Annotated in this window: 15 protein-coding genes; 11 read left to right on the top strand and 4 right to left on the bottom strand. The window is 72.7% G+C overall.

Going from position 1 to position 14,634, the window contains the following annotated elements:
• The first annotated feature begins 19 nt into the window (after positions 1 to 19).
• From DJ010_RS08005 to DJ010_RS07970, 8 genes are all read left to right on the top strand, one after another.
• Entirely contained in the window at positions 20 to 1,090 is a 1,071-nt protein-coding gene (locus DJ010_RS08005) for a prephenate dehydrogenase (RefSeq protein ID WP_109693072.1), read from the top strand.
• 11 nt (positions 1,091 to 1,101) lie between these two features.
• Entirely contained in the window at positions 1,102 to 1,779 is a 678-nt protein-coding gene (cmk, locus tag DJ010_RS08000; RefSeq protein ID WP_109693071.1) for a (d)CMP kinase, read from the top strand.
• Between the two features lie 107 nt (positions 1,780 to 1,886).
• Complete coding sequence (locus DJ010_RS07995; RefSeq protein ID WP_245927334.1) at positions 1,887 to 2,489, top strand: lysophospholipid acyltransferase family protein; 603 nt, start codon at positions 1,887 to 1,889, stop codon at positions 2,487 to 2,489.
• Complete coding sequence (gene der, locus DJ010_RS07990) at positions 2,486 to 3,820, top strand: ribosome biogenesis GTPase Der (protein ID WP_109693069.1); 1,335 nt, start codon at positions 2,486 to 2,488, stop codon at positions 3,818 to 3,820. The genes DJ010_RS07995 and der overlap by 4 nt, the downstream gene beginning before the upstream one ends.
• Positions 3,821 to 3,857: 37 nt before the next feature.
• Positions 3,858 to 4,436 (top strand): DnaE2-dependent mutagenesis accessory factor ImuA', encoded by a 579-nt coding sequence (imuA', locus tag DJ010_RS07985; RefSeq protein WP_109693068.1) that lies wholly within the window; start codon positions 3,858 to 3,860, stop codon positions 4,434 to 4,436.
• Between the two features lie 18 nt (positions 4,437 to 4,454).
• Complete coding sequence (locus tag DJ010_RS07980) at positions 4,455 to 6,068, top strand: DNA polymerase Y family protein (RefSeq protein ID WP_109693067.1); 1,614 nt, start codon at positions 4,455 to 4,457, stop codon at positions 6,066 to 6,068.
• A gap of 13 nt (positions 6,069 to 6,081) precedes the next feature.
• Positions 6,082 to 6,927 (top strand): LLM class flavin-dependent oxidoreductase, encoded by an 846-nt coding sequence (locus tag DJ010_RS07975; RefSeq protein ID WP_245927332.1) that lies wholly within the window; start codon positions 6,082 to 6,084, stop codon positions 6,925 to 6,927.
• Positions 6,928 to 7,103: 176 nt separating this feature from the next.
• Positions 7,104 to 7,340 carry a hypothetical protein gene (locus DJ010_RS07970; RefSeq protein WP_109693065.1) on the top strand — a complete coding sequence of 79 codons (237 nt, stop codon included), beginning with the start codon at positions 7,104 to 7,106 and terminating at the stop codon, positions 7,338 to 7,340.
• Here the strand turns inward: DJ010_RS07970 and DJ010_RS07965 are convergent.
• From DJ010_RS07965 to DJ010_RS07955, 3 genes are all read right to left on the bottom strand, one after another.
• On the bottom strand, positions 7,337 to 8,038 hold the full coding sequence (locus DJ010_RS07965; protein WP_109693064.1) for an MBL fold metallo-hydrolase: 702 nt from the start codon (positions 8,036 to 8,038) through the stop codon (positions 7,337 to 7,339). The two genes, DJ010_RS07970 and DJ010_RS07965, sit on opposite strands and share 4 nt — an antisense overlap.
• 39 nt (positions 8,039 to 8,077) lie before the next feature.
• Complete coding sequence (locus tag DJ010_RS07960; protein ID WP_146207285.1) at positions 8,078 to 8,335, bottom strand: hypothetical protein; 258 nt, start codon at positions 8,333 to 8,335, stop codon at positions 8,078 to 8,080.
• Positions 8,336 to 8,644: 309 nt separating this feature from the next.
• Complete coding sequence (locus tag DJ010_RS07955; protein WP_109693062.1) at positions 8,645 to 8,998, bottom strand: hypothetical protein; 354 nt, start codon at positions 8,996 to 8,998, stop codon at positions 8,645 to 8,647.
• A 76-nt stretch (positions 8,999 to 9,074) separates the two neighbouring features.
• On the opposite strand from DJ010_RS07955, the gene DJ010_RS07950 reads away from it, so the two are divergent.
• Genes DJ010_RS07950 through DJ010_RS07940 form a run of 3 tightly spaced genes read left to right on the top strand, consistent with a single transcriptional unit; the run spans position 9,075 to position 14,182 of the window.
• The gene (locus DJ010_RS07950) at positions 9,075 to 9,548 is read left to right on the top strand and encodes a methyltransferase family protein (RefSeq protein WP_109693061.1); all 474 of its coding nucleotides are present in this window, start codon (positions 9,075 to 9,077) and stop codon (positions 9,546 to 9,548) included.
• A gap of 38 nt (positions 9,549 to 9,586) precedes the next feature.
• Positions 9,587 to 10,903, top strand: a complete 1,317-nt coding sequence (locus tag DJ010_RS07945; protein ID WP_109693060.1) for an HNH endonuclease — start codon at positions 9,587 to 9,589, stop codon at positions 10,901 to 10,903.
• A gap of 27 nt (positions 10,904 to 10,930) precedes the next feature.
• Positions 10,931 to 14,182: an error-prone DNA polymerase gene (locus tag DJ010_RS07940; protein WP_439331686.1), complete on the top strand. Its 3,252-nt coding sequence runs from the start codon at positions 10,931 to 10,933 to the stop codon at positions 14,180 to 14,182.
• On the opposite strand, the gene DJ010_RS07935 is transcribed toward DJ010_RS07940, so the two are convergent.
• Positions 14,165 to 14,632, bottom strand: a complete 468-nt coding sequence (locus DJ010_RS07935) for a hypothetical protein (RefSeq protein ID WP_109693058.1) — start codon at positions 14,630 to 14,632, stop codon at positions 14,165 to 14,167. The genes DJ010_RS07940 and DJ010_RS07935 overlap by 18 nt on opposite strands.
• Positions 14,633 to 14,634 lie beyond the last annotated feature (2 nt).

The following is a 14,634-nucleotide window of genomic DNA, read 5'->3' as shown; positions in this document are numbered from 1 at the left end:
ATCCCCTAACCTTGCCCGCGTGCCCGAACTCATCCCCGGCCCGGTCGAGGTCGTCGGTGCCGGACTGATCGGCACCTCGATCGCCCTCGCCTGCCGGCGCGCGGGCGCGGACGTCGTCCTGAGCGACACCTCGCCGGAGCACCTCCGCACGGCGACCGGCCTCGGCGCGGGCCGGCCGAGGTCGGAGGAGGACCGGCCCGCCCTGGTCGTCGTCGCGGTGCCGCCGGACCACCTGGGCGGAGCGATCTCGGCGGCGCTCGACGCGGCGGGGGAGGACACCGTCGTCACCGACGTCGGCAGCGTGAAAGCGGCGCCGCTCGCGGAGGTCGCCAGCCACCCGGCGGCGTCGCGGTACGTCGGCAGCCACCCGATGGCGGGGAGCGAGCGGTCCGGGCCGCTGGCCGCGTCGGCCGACCTGTTCACCGGCCGGCCGTGGGCGATCTGTCGGCACGACGGCGCGGCTGCGACCGCCGTACGACGGGTCGTGGCACTCGTGGAGGCCTGCGGCGCCGTGCCCGTCATGCTGACTCCCGCCGAGCACGACAAGGCCGTCGCGCGCACCTCACACGTGCCGCACCTGCTCGCGTCCCTCGTCGCCGGCACCTTGGCCGGCGCGGCTCCCGAGCACCTCGCGCTGACCGGCCAGGGCGTGCGCGACGTCACCCGGGTCGCGGGCGGTGACCCGGCGCTCTACAGCCAGATCATCAGTGGCAACAGCGACGCGGTCGCCGGGCTGCTGCGCGAGATCCGCAACCGGCTCGACCTCGCGCTCGACGCGGTCGCGGCGGGGGACCGGGCCGGCCTGGAGTCCCTGCTGGCCCACGGACTCGCCGGCACCCGCGCCATCCCGGGCAAGCACGGCGGTCCGGTGCAGCCGGTCGCGGCCGTGCACGTCGCGGTGCCCGACCACCCCGGCGAGCTGGCCCGCCTGTTCGCCGACGTCGGCGCGAGCGGCGTCAACATCGAGGACGTGCGGATCGACCACGACCCGGGCCGGCCGGTCGGGCTGGTCGAGCTCGACGTCGCGGAGGGGCGCTCGGAGGAGCTGCACGCGGCCTTGGAAGCAAAGGGTTGGGTGACCCACCGGTAGCATGGTGGCCCGTGAACGCAGGTGATCTCAGCTCGCTCGTCGTGGCCGTCGACGGTACGTCGGGCTCGGGCAAGTCGAGCACCTGCCGGGCCGTCGCCGAGCGGCTCGGCCTGCGCTACCTCGACACCGGGGCCATGTACCGCGCGGTCTCCTGGTGGATGCTGCAGCACGACGTGGACGTCGACGAGGTCGACGAGGTGACCGCGCACGCGCACACCCCGCAGCTGGAGTCGGGCACCGACCCGCGGCGGCCGACGATCACCCTCGACGGCGTCGACGTCTCCGTCGAGATCCGCAGCGACGCCGTGAACGCCGCCGTCTCGCCCGTGAGCACGGTGCCCGCGGTCCGCGCTCGGCTGGTGGAGCTGCAGCGCGACATCATCGGCGCCGGCGGCATCGTGGTCGAGGGTCGTGACATCGGCTCCGTCGTCTGGCCCGCAGCCCGGCTGAAGGTCTTCCTGACCGCCGACCCGAGCGCCCGGGCCGCCCGCCGGGCCGCCGAGGCCGGCAGCACCGACGTCACCGCGACCCAGGAGTCGCTGCTCAACCGCGACCGGATCGACTCCGGCCGGGCCGTGGCCCCGCTGACGATGGCCGACGGGGCCGTCCACATCGACACCACCGACCTGTCCCTCGACGAAGTCGTCGACCTGATCGTCGGGCTCGCAACCGCCCCGGCAGAGGCATGAGCGGCCACCTCGCCCCGCCCCGCAGTGACCAGGTCCACCGCCCCCAGCGCTGGTTGCTCCGCGGCGGACGTCCTGCGTCGCGTTGGCTCATCCGGAGGCGGTACGACGTGCGCGTCCACCACGCGGAGCGGTTCCCGCGGAGCGGGCCGGTCGTCGTCACGGCCAACCACATCGGGATCATCGACGGCCCGCTGATGGCGATCTTCGCGCCCCGGCCGGTGCACGCGCTGACCAAGATCGAGATGTTCGACGGCAGGCTGGGGCGGTTCCTGAAGCTGACCGGCCAGATCCCGCTCGACCGCTACCGCACCGACCCAGCTGCGGTGCGCACCGCGCTCCGCGTGCTGCGTGAGGGCGACGCGGTCGGCGTCTTCCCGGAGGGCACGCGCGGCAACGGCGAGCTGGACTCGTTCCGCCGCGGCGCGGCCTATCTCGCGTTGGTGACGGGGGCGCCCGTCGTCCCCCTCACCTTCATCGGCAGTCGCGAGCCGGGCGGTCACACCGACTCGCTCCCGCCGAAGGGTGCGCGGATCGACATCGTGGTCGGGCAGCCGATCCCCGTCGACGCCGTACCCTGGCCACGGCGGAGCTCGACGGTCGCCGCCCTGACCGACGACCTGCACCAGCGCATGCTGGCCGGGCTGAAGGACGCGCTGGCCGAGACCGGCCGGAGCCTGCCCGGACCTCTACCCCCAGGAGACTCCGCATGAGTGACCCCGTGACCGGACCGGTCCCGGTCCTCGCCGTCGTGGGCCGGCCCAACGTCGGCAAGTCGACGCTGGTCAACCGCATCCTCGGTCGCCGCGAGGCGGTCGTCGAGGACATCCCCGGGGTCACCCGGGACCGGGTGTCCTACGACGCGGAGTGGAACGGCCGCGCGTTCACGGTCGTCGACACCGGCGGCTGGGACCCCGACGCGCGTGGACTGGCGGAGCGGATCGCGGCCCAGGCCGAGATCGCCGTCAGCCTCGCCGACGCCACCCTGTTCGTCGTCGACGCCACGGTCGGCATCACCGACGCCGACGAGGAGGTCGTGAAGATCCTCCGCAAGTCGGGCAAGCCGGTGGTGCTGGCGGCCAACAAGGTCGACGACGAGCGCACCGAGGCCGAGGCCTACGGACTGTGGAACCTGGGCCTGGGCGAGCCCTACCCGGTGTCGGCGCTGCACGGCCGCGGCTCGGGGGACCTGCTGGACGCCGTGCTCGCCGTGCTGCCGGAACCGCCGCCGGTCACCGAGAAGGAGCTCGGCGGACCGCGCCGGGTCGCCATCGTCGGCCGACCCAACGTCGGCAAGTCCTCGCTGCTCAACAAGCTCGCGGGGGAGGAGCGGGTCGTCGTCGACAACGTCGCCGGCACCACCGTCGACCCCGTCGACGAGCTGGTCGAGCTGGGCGGGCGCACCTGGCGCTTCGTCGACACCGCCGGCATCCGCAAGCGGGTGAAGGAGGCGTCCGGCCACGAGTACTACGCGTGGCTGCGCACGTCGACCGCGATCGAGCGGTCCGAGGTGTGCGTGCTGGTGCTCGACGGTCAGGAGTCGATCGCCGAGCAGGACGTGCGGATCCTCCAGGCCGTGCGCGAGTCCGGGCGGGCGCTGGTCATCGCTTTCAACAAGTGGGACCTGGTCGACGAGGAGCGCCGCTACTACCTCGACCGCGAGATCGAGCGCGACCTGGTGCAGGTGCAGTGGGCGCCGCGGATCAACATCACCGCGCGCACCGGCTGGCACATCGACCGGCTGGTGCCCGCGATCGACAAGGCGCTCGAGGGCTGGGAGACGCGGATCTCGACCGGGGCCCTCAACTCGTTCCTCGGCCGGCTGGTCGCCGAGCACCCCCACCCCGTGCGCAGCGGCAAGCAGCCCAAGGTGCTCTTCGGCACCCAGGTGAGCACGGCCCCGCCGACGTTCGTGCTCTTCACCTCGGGCAAGCTGGACGCCGGCTACGAGCGCTACATCGAGCGGCGGCTGCGCGAGGAGTTCGGCTTCGTCGGCACGCCGATCGTGATCAACGTCAAGCCTCGCGAGAAGCGCAAGCGCTAGACTTGCAATGTTCGAACAAGTGTTCGAACATTGAGAGATGAGTGCGCAGGTCGTCGAGCTGCTCCAGCGGCAGATCGAGTCCCTCCAGGGGGCCCCGACCCGCCTCACGGTGCCGCTGCACCCCGCCTTCGACGGCCTGGTCCAGCTGCGCACCGGTGCGAGCTATGCCGTCGACTCCGCGTCGCTGGCGCTCGGCCTCGCTGCGGGCGCCTCGCAGGCCGGGGAGTGGGTCGGCTTCGCCGGGTGGGAGGACTTCGGCGCCGAGGCGGCGACCCAGTGGGGCATCGACCTGCGCCGGACGGTGCTGGTGCCCGAGCCCGGTGAGCTCTGGCTCGAGGTGACCGCGGCGCTGGTCGACGTGCTCAAGGTCGTCGTGCTCAAGCCCCGCACCTGGGTGGACGCCAAGTCCGCCTCGATCCTCGACGCCCGGCTCCGGGCCCGGTCCTCGACGCTCGTCGTCTGGGGCGAGTGGCCGCGGGTCGAGGCCAGGCTGAGCGCGGAACGGGTGGTCTGGGACGGCGTCGACCACGGTCGCGGCCGGTTGCGCCGGCGGGCGCTGAAGGTGGCGGTCGACCGCGGCGGGCGACGGTCCGCGCGCGACGTGTTGCTGCCATGAGGTGCCGGTGAGGTCCCGATGAGGGTCCTGGTCGCCTGGTGCCCCGACTGGTCCGTCACCGCCGGGCTCTTCGAGCTGGCCGAGACCGACGGCGGCGACGGTGCGGCCCGCGCCGCCAGCGACCAGCCTGCGGCCGTGCTCAGCGGCAACATGGTCGAGGTGTGCAACGCCGCGGCGCGTGCGGAGGGGGTCCGTCGCGGTCAGCGGCGCCGTGATGCGCAGTCGAAGTGCCCGGACCTGGTGCTGCTGGGCGCCAACCCCGAGCGGGACGCCCGCTACTTCGAGCCGGTGCTCGCCACCGTCGAGGAGCTGCGCCCGGGGGTCGCGCCGATCCGGCCGGGACTGCTGGCGGTGCCCGCGCCGGGGCGCTACTTCGGCGGCGAGTCGCACGCCGCGGCGCTCCTCGCCCAGCACCTCGTGGAAGCCGGGATCTGGGACTGCCGGTTCGGCGTCGCCGACGACCTGTTCACCGCCGAGCAGGCGGCGCGACAGGCGCCGGTCCAGGACTGCGTGGTCGTCGACCCGGGGACCTCGGCCGGGTTCGTGCAGCGACTGCCCGTGACGGTCCTCGCCGACATCACCGATGGCGGTGCCGAGGGGCGGGAGCTCGCCGACCTCCTGCGCCGCCTCGGGCTGACGACGCTCGGCGACTTCGCCCGACTCTCCGCCGGCGAGGTGAGCAACCGGTTCGGCAGCTTCGGGCTGAGCGTGTGGCAGCGCGCGCACGGCGCCGCACCGACCCGGCTCGGGTCCCGGACCCCGCCGCCCGAGCTCGCCTGCGAGATCGGGTTCGAGCCGCCGCTGGAGTCGGCGGAGGCCGTCTGCTTCAGCGTCCGTACGACGACCGAGCGGTTCGTCCGCGGGCTGGCCGAACGACAGCTGGTCGCGGTCGCCGTCCGCATCGAGGCGGAGGCGGACGGCGTCGTGACCTCGGCACGCACCTGGCTGCACCCGCGCTGCTTCACCTCACGCGACCTCGTCGACCGCGTGCACTGGCAGCTGCAGGCAGGGCTGCCGAACTCGGGGCTGCGCAGCCGCCAGGACGCGGGAGCGGTGCGGGCCCCGATCGAGCGGGTGCGGTTCCTGCCCGAGACCGTCGAGCCGGCTGCCGACCACGCCGACGGCCTGTGGGGCGGGGGCGCCGACGAGCAGGTGACCCGTGGGGTGGCGCGGATCCAGGCGATGATCGGGTTCGACGCCGTGCGCGCGCCGGTGCTGCAGGGAGGGCGGAGCGTCGCCGACCGGCAGGCGACCGTGCCGTGGGGCGAGCGACCGGTCGGGCTCCGGCCGCTCGACCGGCCCTGGCCCGGACGGATCCCCGGCCCCGCTCCGGCGCGGGTGTTCCCCTCGCCGCTGCCGGCCGACGTCGTCGACGAGGGCGGCCGGACCGTCGCCGTCACCGAGCGCGGCGCAGTGACGGGGGAGCCGTGGCGCTACCGGATCGAGTCCGCGTGGACCCCGGTCGCGTCGTGGGCCGGACCGTGGCCGGTGGACGACGCCTGGTGGCTGCACACCGACCCGGGCGAGGGACGGGGCCGGTCGGCGCGCTTCCAGGTCGTCGGCGTCGACGGGAGGGCCTGGCTCCTCGTGTGGCACCGCGACGGCTGGGAGGTGGAGGCGGGCTACGACTGACAGGATGGACGCCGTGAACCTCCACGTCGTCCTCTGGCCGATCCACGACTGGCCCGACATGGCCGCCACCTGGCGCCGCGCCGAGGAGCTGGGTTTTGCCGGCGGCTGGGTCTACGACCACCTCGCCTGGCGCGGCCACACGCCGTGGGACGACGCCTACGCCAGCCTGGCCGCGGCGGCCGCCGTCACCTCGCGGATCCGGCTCGGCACCCTGGTCACCACCCCGAACTTCCGCACCCCGATCCCGACCGCATCGGCGATCCGGACGATCGACCGGATCTCCGGCGGCCGGCTCACGCTCGGCATCGGCGCCGGCGGCAACACCCACACCTCCGACGGCGACGTGCTCGACCACGACTGGACGCCGCGCCAGCGCGCCGACCGGTTCGAGGAGTGGGTGACCCAGCTCGACGTCCTCCTGACCGGCGCGAACGTGTCGGCATCCGGGGAGTACTGGTCCGCCCGCGAGGTCACCATCGCCCCCGGCCTGGTGCAGCAGCGGCCGCCGTTCTGGATCGCCGGCAACGGCCCGCGCGGGATGCGTCTGGCCGCCCGGCTGGGCGACGGCTGGGTCGCGAACCCGGGTGGGGACAGCCCGGCCGAGACGACGCGGCAGCACCTCGAGCAGCTGCAGCAGATCTGCGCCGAGGCCGGACGCGACTTCGCCGCGATGCCGAAGCTGCTGCTGACCGGGTTCACCGACGAGCCGTGGCTGGCCTCGGAGGCGTCGTACGACGACCTGGCCGGCCGCTACGCGGAGCTCGGCATCACCGACGTGGCGATCCACTGGCCGCGGCCCGGCTCGGAGTGGGACGCGGACCAGGCGACGTTCGAGGCGATCGCGGCGCGGGCCGGCTGACGTCTGTTTCCGCTGCGTCCGCGGCGGGAACGGTCTCCGGCATGTGGGAGCCCTATCGTCCCGGTCTCGGCGAGAACGATGAACCTCAGGAACCTCTCGACCCGACCCCACCGGTCCCGCCCCCTCCTCCACCGTCGGGGGGTGGCGGGGGAGTCGTCGCCGGCATCATCGGTGCGGTGGGCATCGGCATCATGGCGATCGTCGGCGCCAACGCGGGCGACGACACCGAGGAGCGCCGCCAGGCCTACTACGACTGCGTCGCCGAGCACCGGGGCGAGGAGAGCCTGCTGACGCCCGCCGAGTGGTGCGACAGCCTGGACCCCGACGACGAGTGGGACGCCCCGGGTGAGGACGAGGGCTGGGACGTCTTCGAGGACAGCGGGTACTACGACGAGGACTACTTCGACTACTAGCGCCCGTCCGTCGGCTCCCACACCGCGGCGTCGTGGGCGAAGACGACCCGCCTCGGGTCGAACGCGAGCAGCCGCTCGATCCACGCCGGAGCGAGCGGCAGCGGGTCGGTGTGCCCGAGGTCGCGAGCCCCCGCCGCCATCACGTCAGCGCTCCACGCCGACGCGCTGTCGTGGGACTGCCCCGCGAGGACGAGCGACCCGTCCTCGCACTCGACCACCAGCGACTGGTGGCCGTCGACGTGCCCGGGCGTCGGCACGACGTGCAGACCGGGCAGCACCTCGACCTCGCCGTCGATCTCGCGGTAGCTCGCGCCCGGGTGGTCGAGCAGGTGGTCGAACGTGTAGTCGCCCGCTCGCGCGGTCGCCAGCTCGGTCCGCTGCGCCAGGATCGGCGTGCTGCCGAGCAGCGGGTTGCCGCCGCAGTGGTCGAAGTGCAGGTGGCAGTTCACGACCAGGTCGAGGTCGTCGATCGTCCTGCCCGCGGTCGCGAGCGCCTGCTGGAGCGGCACCCGGCGCGGCCGGTACCACGCCTCGGTCTCCGCGTCGCCCTCACCGATGCCGGTGTCGAGCAGGACCAGACCGTGGTCGTGCCGCACCAGGTAGCCGTAGACCGCCTCGACCCTGGGCTCGCCTCCGGTCTCCTCGGGTGGCCGGACGAACGTGCCGAGGGTGATCCGCCGGACGTCCTCGATGCGCATGAGGACAAGGTACGGCGGCCCTCCTCGTGCGCCGGGTGCTCAGCCGGCGGGCTCGCTCTCGGACGGCTGCTCGTCGCCGCCCTTCGTCGCCTCGGTCTCGGTCGAGTCCGGCTCGGCCGTCTCCTCGGGCAGCACGTCGTCGACGGCCGGGTTGAGGTCGGGGTCGAGGTCGTGGGGGATCCTCGTGTACGGTCCCTCGCCGCCCACGCCGGGCACCGCGTTGGCCCCGCCCGGCGGCGGCTCCTGCGGCTCGGCGGTCGGCACCGGACGTCGTACGTCTTCCTCGGATTCGCTCATCATCACTTCCCGTTGGTCGGCGCGCTACGAGAGGTGAGGTAACCGGTGGCGCAGGGTTCATCCCGGCGGCCGTTCGGTGGTGGAGGAGCCGCCTTCGGTGGTCGAGCAGCCGCGAGCGCTCTGCGCGAGCGGCGTATCGAGACCCGGTGCGGTGCCTGCGGCCTAGGGTGGCGCCGTGCGCGGTTCCCGGCTGTTCATCGCCTGCTCGGCGTGGCGGCGCTTCGGTGGTCGAGTAGCCCGAGCCGCTAGGCGAGGGCGTATCGAGACCCCGCAACCTGTGTCCGCAAGGGTCGCGCGAGCCTCGTCGCGCTACGGGAACGCCACGTGGTGCCGCCGAGCGATCATCGCCTCCGCGACCCGTTGCTCCTCCGGCGACAAGCCGCTCTGGTTGAGCACGTCGGCGCCGACGACCCAGGAGACCCGGAGGTCCGACCGCGGCGTCGGGTCCGACGGGTCCTCGACGACACCCAGGGCCCAGCAGGAGCCGGCCGGCAGGTTGTCGGTCAGCCAGGAGAGGACCTGCGACAGGTGGGCTTCGGTGAGGAGGTAGCTGTCGACAGACCAGGACCGGCTGTCACCACCGCCCTCGTAGACGAAGACCACGAAGTTAGCGCTGGTGCGCTCGCAGTCGAGGTTCCGCTCGTCGATCCCGGTGACCCTCATGCGGGGGAGGGTAGGGCGGGTGACCCGGCCTCCCAAAGAGCTCGCACGCGGGAAGTCGGCATCGTGACAATGAGCCATGGCAGAGGATGAGTCACCGGACACCGTCGCGTTCCGGCTCTGGCCGCCGGTCGCGGTCGGAGCGCCACTGCTCGTGGGGTGGCTGGTCACGCTGCTGTGGGACGACCCGGTCGAGCTGGGTGACTGGCGGGTCCCGGTGGGTTGGGCACTGGTTCTCGTCTTCGTGGTGTGGAACGGCTGGTCGCTGTGGCTGTTCCACCGGCACGAGACCGGGCTGCTGCCGGGGCAGGCGACGCAGGCCATGATCGAGGAGGGGCCGTACCGGTTCTCCCGCAACCCGTTGTACGTCGGCATGCTCGCGCTCTACCTCGGACTCGCGCTGCTGGCACCGTCATTCTGGGCGCTGGTGCTGTTCCCGGTTGCCGTGCTGCTGGTGCGGTGGGGTGCGATCCGGCCGGAGGAGGCGTTCCTGCGCGAGCGGTTCGGCGCGTCGTACGACGACTACACGCGGAGGGTGCGGAGGTGGCTCTGACCCTTGTGATTCGAACACGTGTTCGATAGAATGAGGGCATGTCCAGCACCCGTCAGCTCACAGCGGCTCACGCAGCCGATCTGACGGCTGCTCTGCTGGACGGTGGACTGCCGGACGACCCCGAGGCCCTCGTCGCCTTCATCGCCGAGCTCGAGAAGCTGAAGTCGGCTGCGTGCGCGGTTCAGGCCGACGCGGCCGTGGCGTACGACGGCGCTCGGCGCAGTGCCGAGGCGGCGGAAGGTGTCTCCGCCCGGCGCCAGGGCAGGGGAGTGGCGTCCGAGATCGCCCTGGCACGGCGCGAGTCGCCGCACCGCGGGCAGACCCTGCTCGGGCTGGCCAAGATCCTTCACCACGAGATGCCGCACACCCGGGCCCGGCTGGCCGACGGCACGCTGAGCGAGTTCCGCGCGATCCTGCTGGTGCGGGAGACGGCTTGCCTGAGCGCCGAGCACCGCGCGTTCGTCGACGAGGAGTTGTGCGCCGACCCCGCCGCCCTCGAGGGCGTCGGCACCCGGCGGCTGGTGGCGACGGCGAAGAAGCTCGCCTACGAGATCGACCCCGCCGCCGTCGTACGACGGGCGCGGCGGGCCGAGTCCGAGCGCAGCGTCACGGTCCGGCCGGCGCCGGACACGATGTCCTACGTGACCGGCCTGCTGCCGATGGCCCAGGGCGTCGCCGTCCACACCGCACTGTGTCGGGACGCTGACGCGCTCCGCGCGCAGGGCGACTCCCGCAGCCGTGGGCAGCTGATGGCCGACCTGCTGGTCTCGCGCATCACCGGCGTCGAGCTCGTGCCCGACGCACCCACCCCGGTGCCGGTGACGATCAACCTGACGATGTCGGATGCGACCCTGGCGGGCGGGCTTGCCCCCGGCCTGGTGGACGCCGAGCCGATCCCCGCCGAGGTCGCGCGGCACCTGGCGGCGCAGTCGCTCAGCGCCGAGCTGGCGACCTGGTTCCGGCAGCTCTACGTCGACCACACCGGGCGGCTGGTCGCGATGACGAGCAAGCAGCGGGTCTTCCCGGACGGGCTGGCGGACTTCCTCGGCGCGCGGGACCTCGGCATCTGCCGCACCCCGTGGTGCGACGCGCCGATCCGGCACAGCGACCACGTCACCCGGGTCAGTGACCGCGGCGCGACGACCGGCGACAACGGCCAGGGTCTGTGCGAGGCGTGCAACCACGCCAAGGAATCGCCCGGTTGGCGACAACAGGTGGTCGACGACCTCCGCCACACCATCGAGACCGTCACTCCCAGCGGTCATCGCTACCGAAGCACGGCGCCGCCACCGGTCGGTTGGCGCGAACCCCGCTGGATCAACGACAGACCCGGCGTCTACACGCTCGTGGCCTAGGCAGCCATGGGGTGGAGCAACCCGCCCGTGCCATGGCGGGAGATCGAACGACGGCTCTCGGGCCGGGTGCCCGGCGTCGAGGACGCCCCCGTGTCGCGGCGCAAACGGCCGACGATCGAGGTGCAGGAGGTGGTCCGGCCGGAGGCCGCGACGCCGTACGCCGAGCTGCACTGCCACAGCCACTTCAGCTTCCTCGACGGCGCCAGCAGCCCCGCCGACCTCGTCGTCGAGGCCGCACGGCTCGGGCTGAGCGGGCTCGCGCTCACCGACCACGACAACTTCGCCGGCGCACCGCTGTTCGCCGAGGCCTGCGCCGCCTACGACCTCCCGAGCGTCTACGGCGCCGAGCTCAGCCTCGGCCTGACCGCGCCGCAGAACGGGGTGCCCGACCCCGGAGGTCAGCACCTCCTGGTCCTGGCCCGGGGGGTGGAGGGCTACCACCGGCTCGCCGCGGCGATGACCGAGGCCAGTCTCCGCGGGGAGGAGAAGGGCAGCCCGCGGCACGACCTGGACGAGCTCACCGACCTCGGCCGCGGTCACTGGGTCGTGCTCACCGGGTGCCGGAAGGGGATGCGGTCGCCGGCGGCGATCGACGACCTGGTCGACCGCTTCGGCAGGGAGCACGTCGTCGTCGAGCTCAGCGCCAGCCTCGGGCCCGGTCAGGACGAGGTCCACGACGGGTTGTGGCGGCTCGCGAAGGACAAACGTCTCCCGGTCGTCGCCACCGGCAACGTCCACCACGCCACGCCGGAGAAGCGCCGGCTCGCCGCAGCGATGGCCGCGATCCGGGCACGGCGCAGCATCGCCGACCTCGACGGATGGCTCGACCTCTCGGGGTCGGCCCACCTCAGGAGCGGGGCCGAGATGCAGCAGCTCTACGGCGGTTACCCGGGCGCGGTCGGCTACTCGGTGACCCTCGCCGAGGAGCTCGCCTTCGACCTACACAAGGCCTCGCCGCGGCTGCCGAAGCAGGGGATCCCCGAGGGCGAGACAGCCGGGTCCTGGCTGCGGAAGCTGACCGAGCGCGGCTTCCAGGAGCGCTACGCCGGCACACCGCACGAGCGCGAGGCCAGGGCCCGCGTCGACGCCGAGCTCGAGGTGATCCTGCGCAAGGACTTCGCCGGCTACTTCGTCATCGTCCACGACATCGTCGCGTTCGCACGGGGCAAGGGGATCCTCTGCCAGGGACGGGGCTCGGCCGCCAGCTCGGCGGTCTGCTTCGCCCTCGGCATCACCGCCATCGACTCCGTCTACTACCGGCTGCCCTTCGAGCGGTTCATCTCCGAGCACCGCGAGGAGGAGCCGGACATCGACGTCGACTTCGACTCCGACCGGCGCGAGGAGGTCATCCAGTGGGTCTACGACACCTACGGCCGCCGCAACGCCGCCCAGGTCTGCAACATCGTCAGCTACCGCCCGCGGATGGCGATCCGCGACGCCGCCAAGGCGCTGGGCTTCTCCCAGGGCCAGCAGGACGCGTGGAGCAAGACCGTCGACGGCTGGGCACGAGCGGTCGAGACCGACTCGGAGATTCCGAGACCCGTGGTGGCGCTCGCCGAGGAGCTCCTGTCCGCGCCGCGGCACCTCGGCATCCACTCCGGCGGGATGGTGCTCACCGAGCGGCCGATCGGCGAGGTCTGCCCGATCGAGCGGGCCCGGATGCCCGGCCGCACCGTCCTGCAGTGGGACAAGGACGGCTGCGAGACGATGGGGCTGGTCAAGTTCGACCTGCTCGGGCTCGGGATGCTCGGCGCGCTCGACCACATGATGCGGCTCATCGAGCAGCACCTCGGCACCAGCTGGGCGCTGGAGACGATCCCCAAGGAGGAACCCGAGGTCTACGACATGCTGTGCCGCGCCGACTCGATCGGGGTCTTCCAGGTCGAGAGCCGCGCCCAGATCGGGACCCTGCCGCGGCTCCAGCCGCGCACCTTCTACGACCTCGCCATCGAGATCGCGCTCATCCGCCCCGGCCCCATCCAGGGCGGCGCCGTCCACCCCTACATCCGCCGCGCCACCGGCAAAGAGCCGGTCACCTACGACCACCCGTCGCTCGAACCGGTGCTCGGCCGCACCCTCGGCGTCCCGCTCTTCCAGGAGCAGCTGATGGCGATGGCGGTGACGCTGGGGGACTGCAGCCGCGACGACGCCGACCTGCTTCGCCGCGCGATGGGGTCGAAACGCGGGGTCGAGCGGATCGAGAAGGTCAAGGAGAAGCTGTACGCCGGCATGGCCCGCCGCGGCATCACCGGCGACAAAGCCGACGGCATCTACGTGAAGATCCTGTCGTTCGCGAACTTCGGGTTCGCCGAGTCGCACGCGCTCAGCTTCGCGCTGCTCGTCTACGCCTCCTCCTGGTTCAAGCTCCACTACCCGGCGGCGTTCCTCGCCGGTCTGCTGCGCAACCAGCCGATGGGCTTCTACTCACCCCAGTCGCTGGTCGGCGACGCCCGGCGGCACGGTGTGACCGTCCTCCGTCCCGACATCGCGTTGTCGGGGGCTCAGGCCGGCCTGGAGCCGTGCGAGCAGGTCGAGCAGCCGCACCGGTACGACGGCGCACTGGCCGTGCGTCTCGGGCTCGACTCGGTGCGGGGGGTCGGCACGGAGGTCGCCGAGCGGATCGTGGCGGAGCGGGAGCAGGCGCCGTACGCCGACATCACCGACCTGTCCCGGAGGGCCGGCCTCACCTCCACCCAGCTCGAGGCGCTGGCGACGGCGGGAGCGTTCGACGGCTTCGGACTCGACCGCCGGCAGGCACTGTGGATGTCGGGCTACGCCGAGAGCGACGGCCAGCTGCCAGGCAGCACGCCGGCGCCCGCGCCGCCCACGTTGCCGGGGATGAGCGACGAGGAGCTCACCCTCGCCGACCTGTGGGCGACCAAGGTCTCCCCGGAGAAGCACCCGATCGAGCACCTCCGTGCCGACCTGGACCGGGCTGGGATCCTGCCGATCTCGACCCTCTGGCACGCGGAGCCCGACCGGCGGGTCCGGGTCGCCGGCCTCATCACCCACCGGCAGAGGCCGGGGACGGCGATGGGCATCACCTTCCTCAACCTCGAGGACGAGACGGGCATGCTCAACGTGGTCTGCTCGCAGGGCGTGATGCGGGCGCACCGGCAGGCGGCCCGGCACCGGGTCGCGGTCATCATCCGCGGCAAGCTCGAGCGCAGCGACGGGGTGGTCAACCTGGTGGCGGACCAGGTCGTCTCGCTCGACACCCTGGTGCCCGGCGCAGGAACGGCGCTCCAGGTGCGCCAGACGTCACGAGACTTCCGCTGACGGCTCGTCCAGGTGGTCGCAGGTGAAGTCCTCACAGCTGATCAGCCAGGTCCCGTCGACCTTCATCAGCTCGTAGGTGGTCTCGATGTTGATGTACTCCGACCCGACCACCGCCGTGGCGACGTCGCCGTTGACCTTGATGTCGGAGACGAGCACCTCGTCCTCGTCGTACGCCGGTTCCACCCAGTAGCGCTGGTACTCCTCGCACGCCTTCTCCGGCGTCTCCGCCAGCAGCGCCTTGTCGACCAGGTAGTCCTCGGTCAGCAGGTCGCAGCTGTCGCTGAAGAACGCGGCCACGAGCGCTTCCTTGATCGCGGCCTCCTCGGGCGGCAGCGACTCCTCCGAGGTGTCGTCCCCGGAGTCGTCCTTGTCGGAGTCGTCGCCGCCGTCTCCGCAGGCGGTCAGCAGCAGCGGCCAGACGAAGAGGGCGGCGAGAGCGGTGCGCTTCATGG

It is taken from the genome of Nocardioides silvaticus, assembly GCF_003160695.1.
GTDB classification, from domain to species: domain Bacteria; phylum Actinomycetota; class Actinomycetes; order Propionibacteriales; family Nocardioidaceae; genus Nocardioides; species Nocardioides silvaticus.
This window is presented reverse-complemented; position numbering and strand designations above follow the sequence as displayed.

Excerpts from the sequence above, each read along its gene's own strand:
- der (WP_109693069.1), top strand. The coding sequence starts at position 2,486 with ATGAGTGACCCCGTGACCGGACCGGTCCCGGTCCTCGCCGTCGTGGGC.
- imuA' (WP_109693068.1), top strand. The coding sequence starts at position 3,858 with ATGAGTGCGCAGGTCGTCGAGCTGCTCCAGCGGCAGATCGAGTCCCTC.
- DJ010_RS07980 (WP_109693067.1), top strand. The coding sequence starts at position 4,455 with ATGAGGGTCCTGGTCGCCTGGTGCCCCGACTGGTCCGTCACCGCCGGG.
- DJ010_RS07965 (WP_109693064.1), bottom strand. The coding sequence starts at position 8,038 with ATGCGCATCGAGGACGTCCGGCGGATCACCCTCGGCACGTTCGTCCGG.
- DJ010_RS07960 (WP_146207285.1), bottom strand. The coding sequence starts at position 8,335 with ATGAGCGAATCCGAGGAAGACGTACGACGTCCGGTGCCGACCGCCGAG.
- DJ010_RS07955 (WP_109693062.1), bottom strand. The coding sequence starts at position 8,998 with ATGAGGGTCACCGGGATCGACGAGCGGAACCTCGACTGCGAGCGCACC.
- DJ010_RS07950 (WP_109693061.1), top strand. The coding sequence starts at position 9,075 with ATGGCAGAGGATGAGTCACCGGACACCGTCGCGTTCCGGCTCTGGCCG.
- DJ010_RS07945 (WP_109693060.1), top strand. The coding sequence starts at position 9,587 with ATGTCCAGCACCCGTCAGCTCACAGCGGCTCACGCAGCCGATCTGACG.
- DJ010_RS07935 (WP_109693058.1), bottom strand. The coding sequence starts at position 14,632 with ATGAAGCGCACCGCTCTCGCCGCCCTCTTCGTCTGGCCGCTGCTGCTG.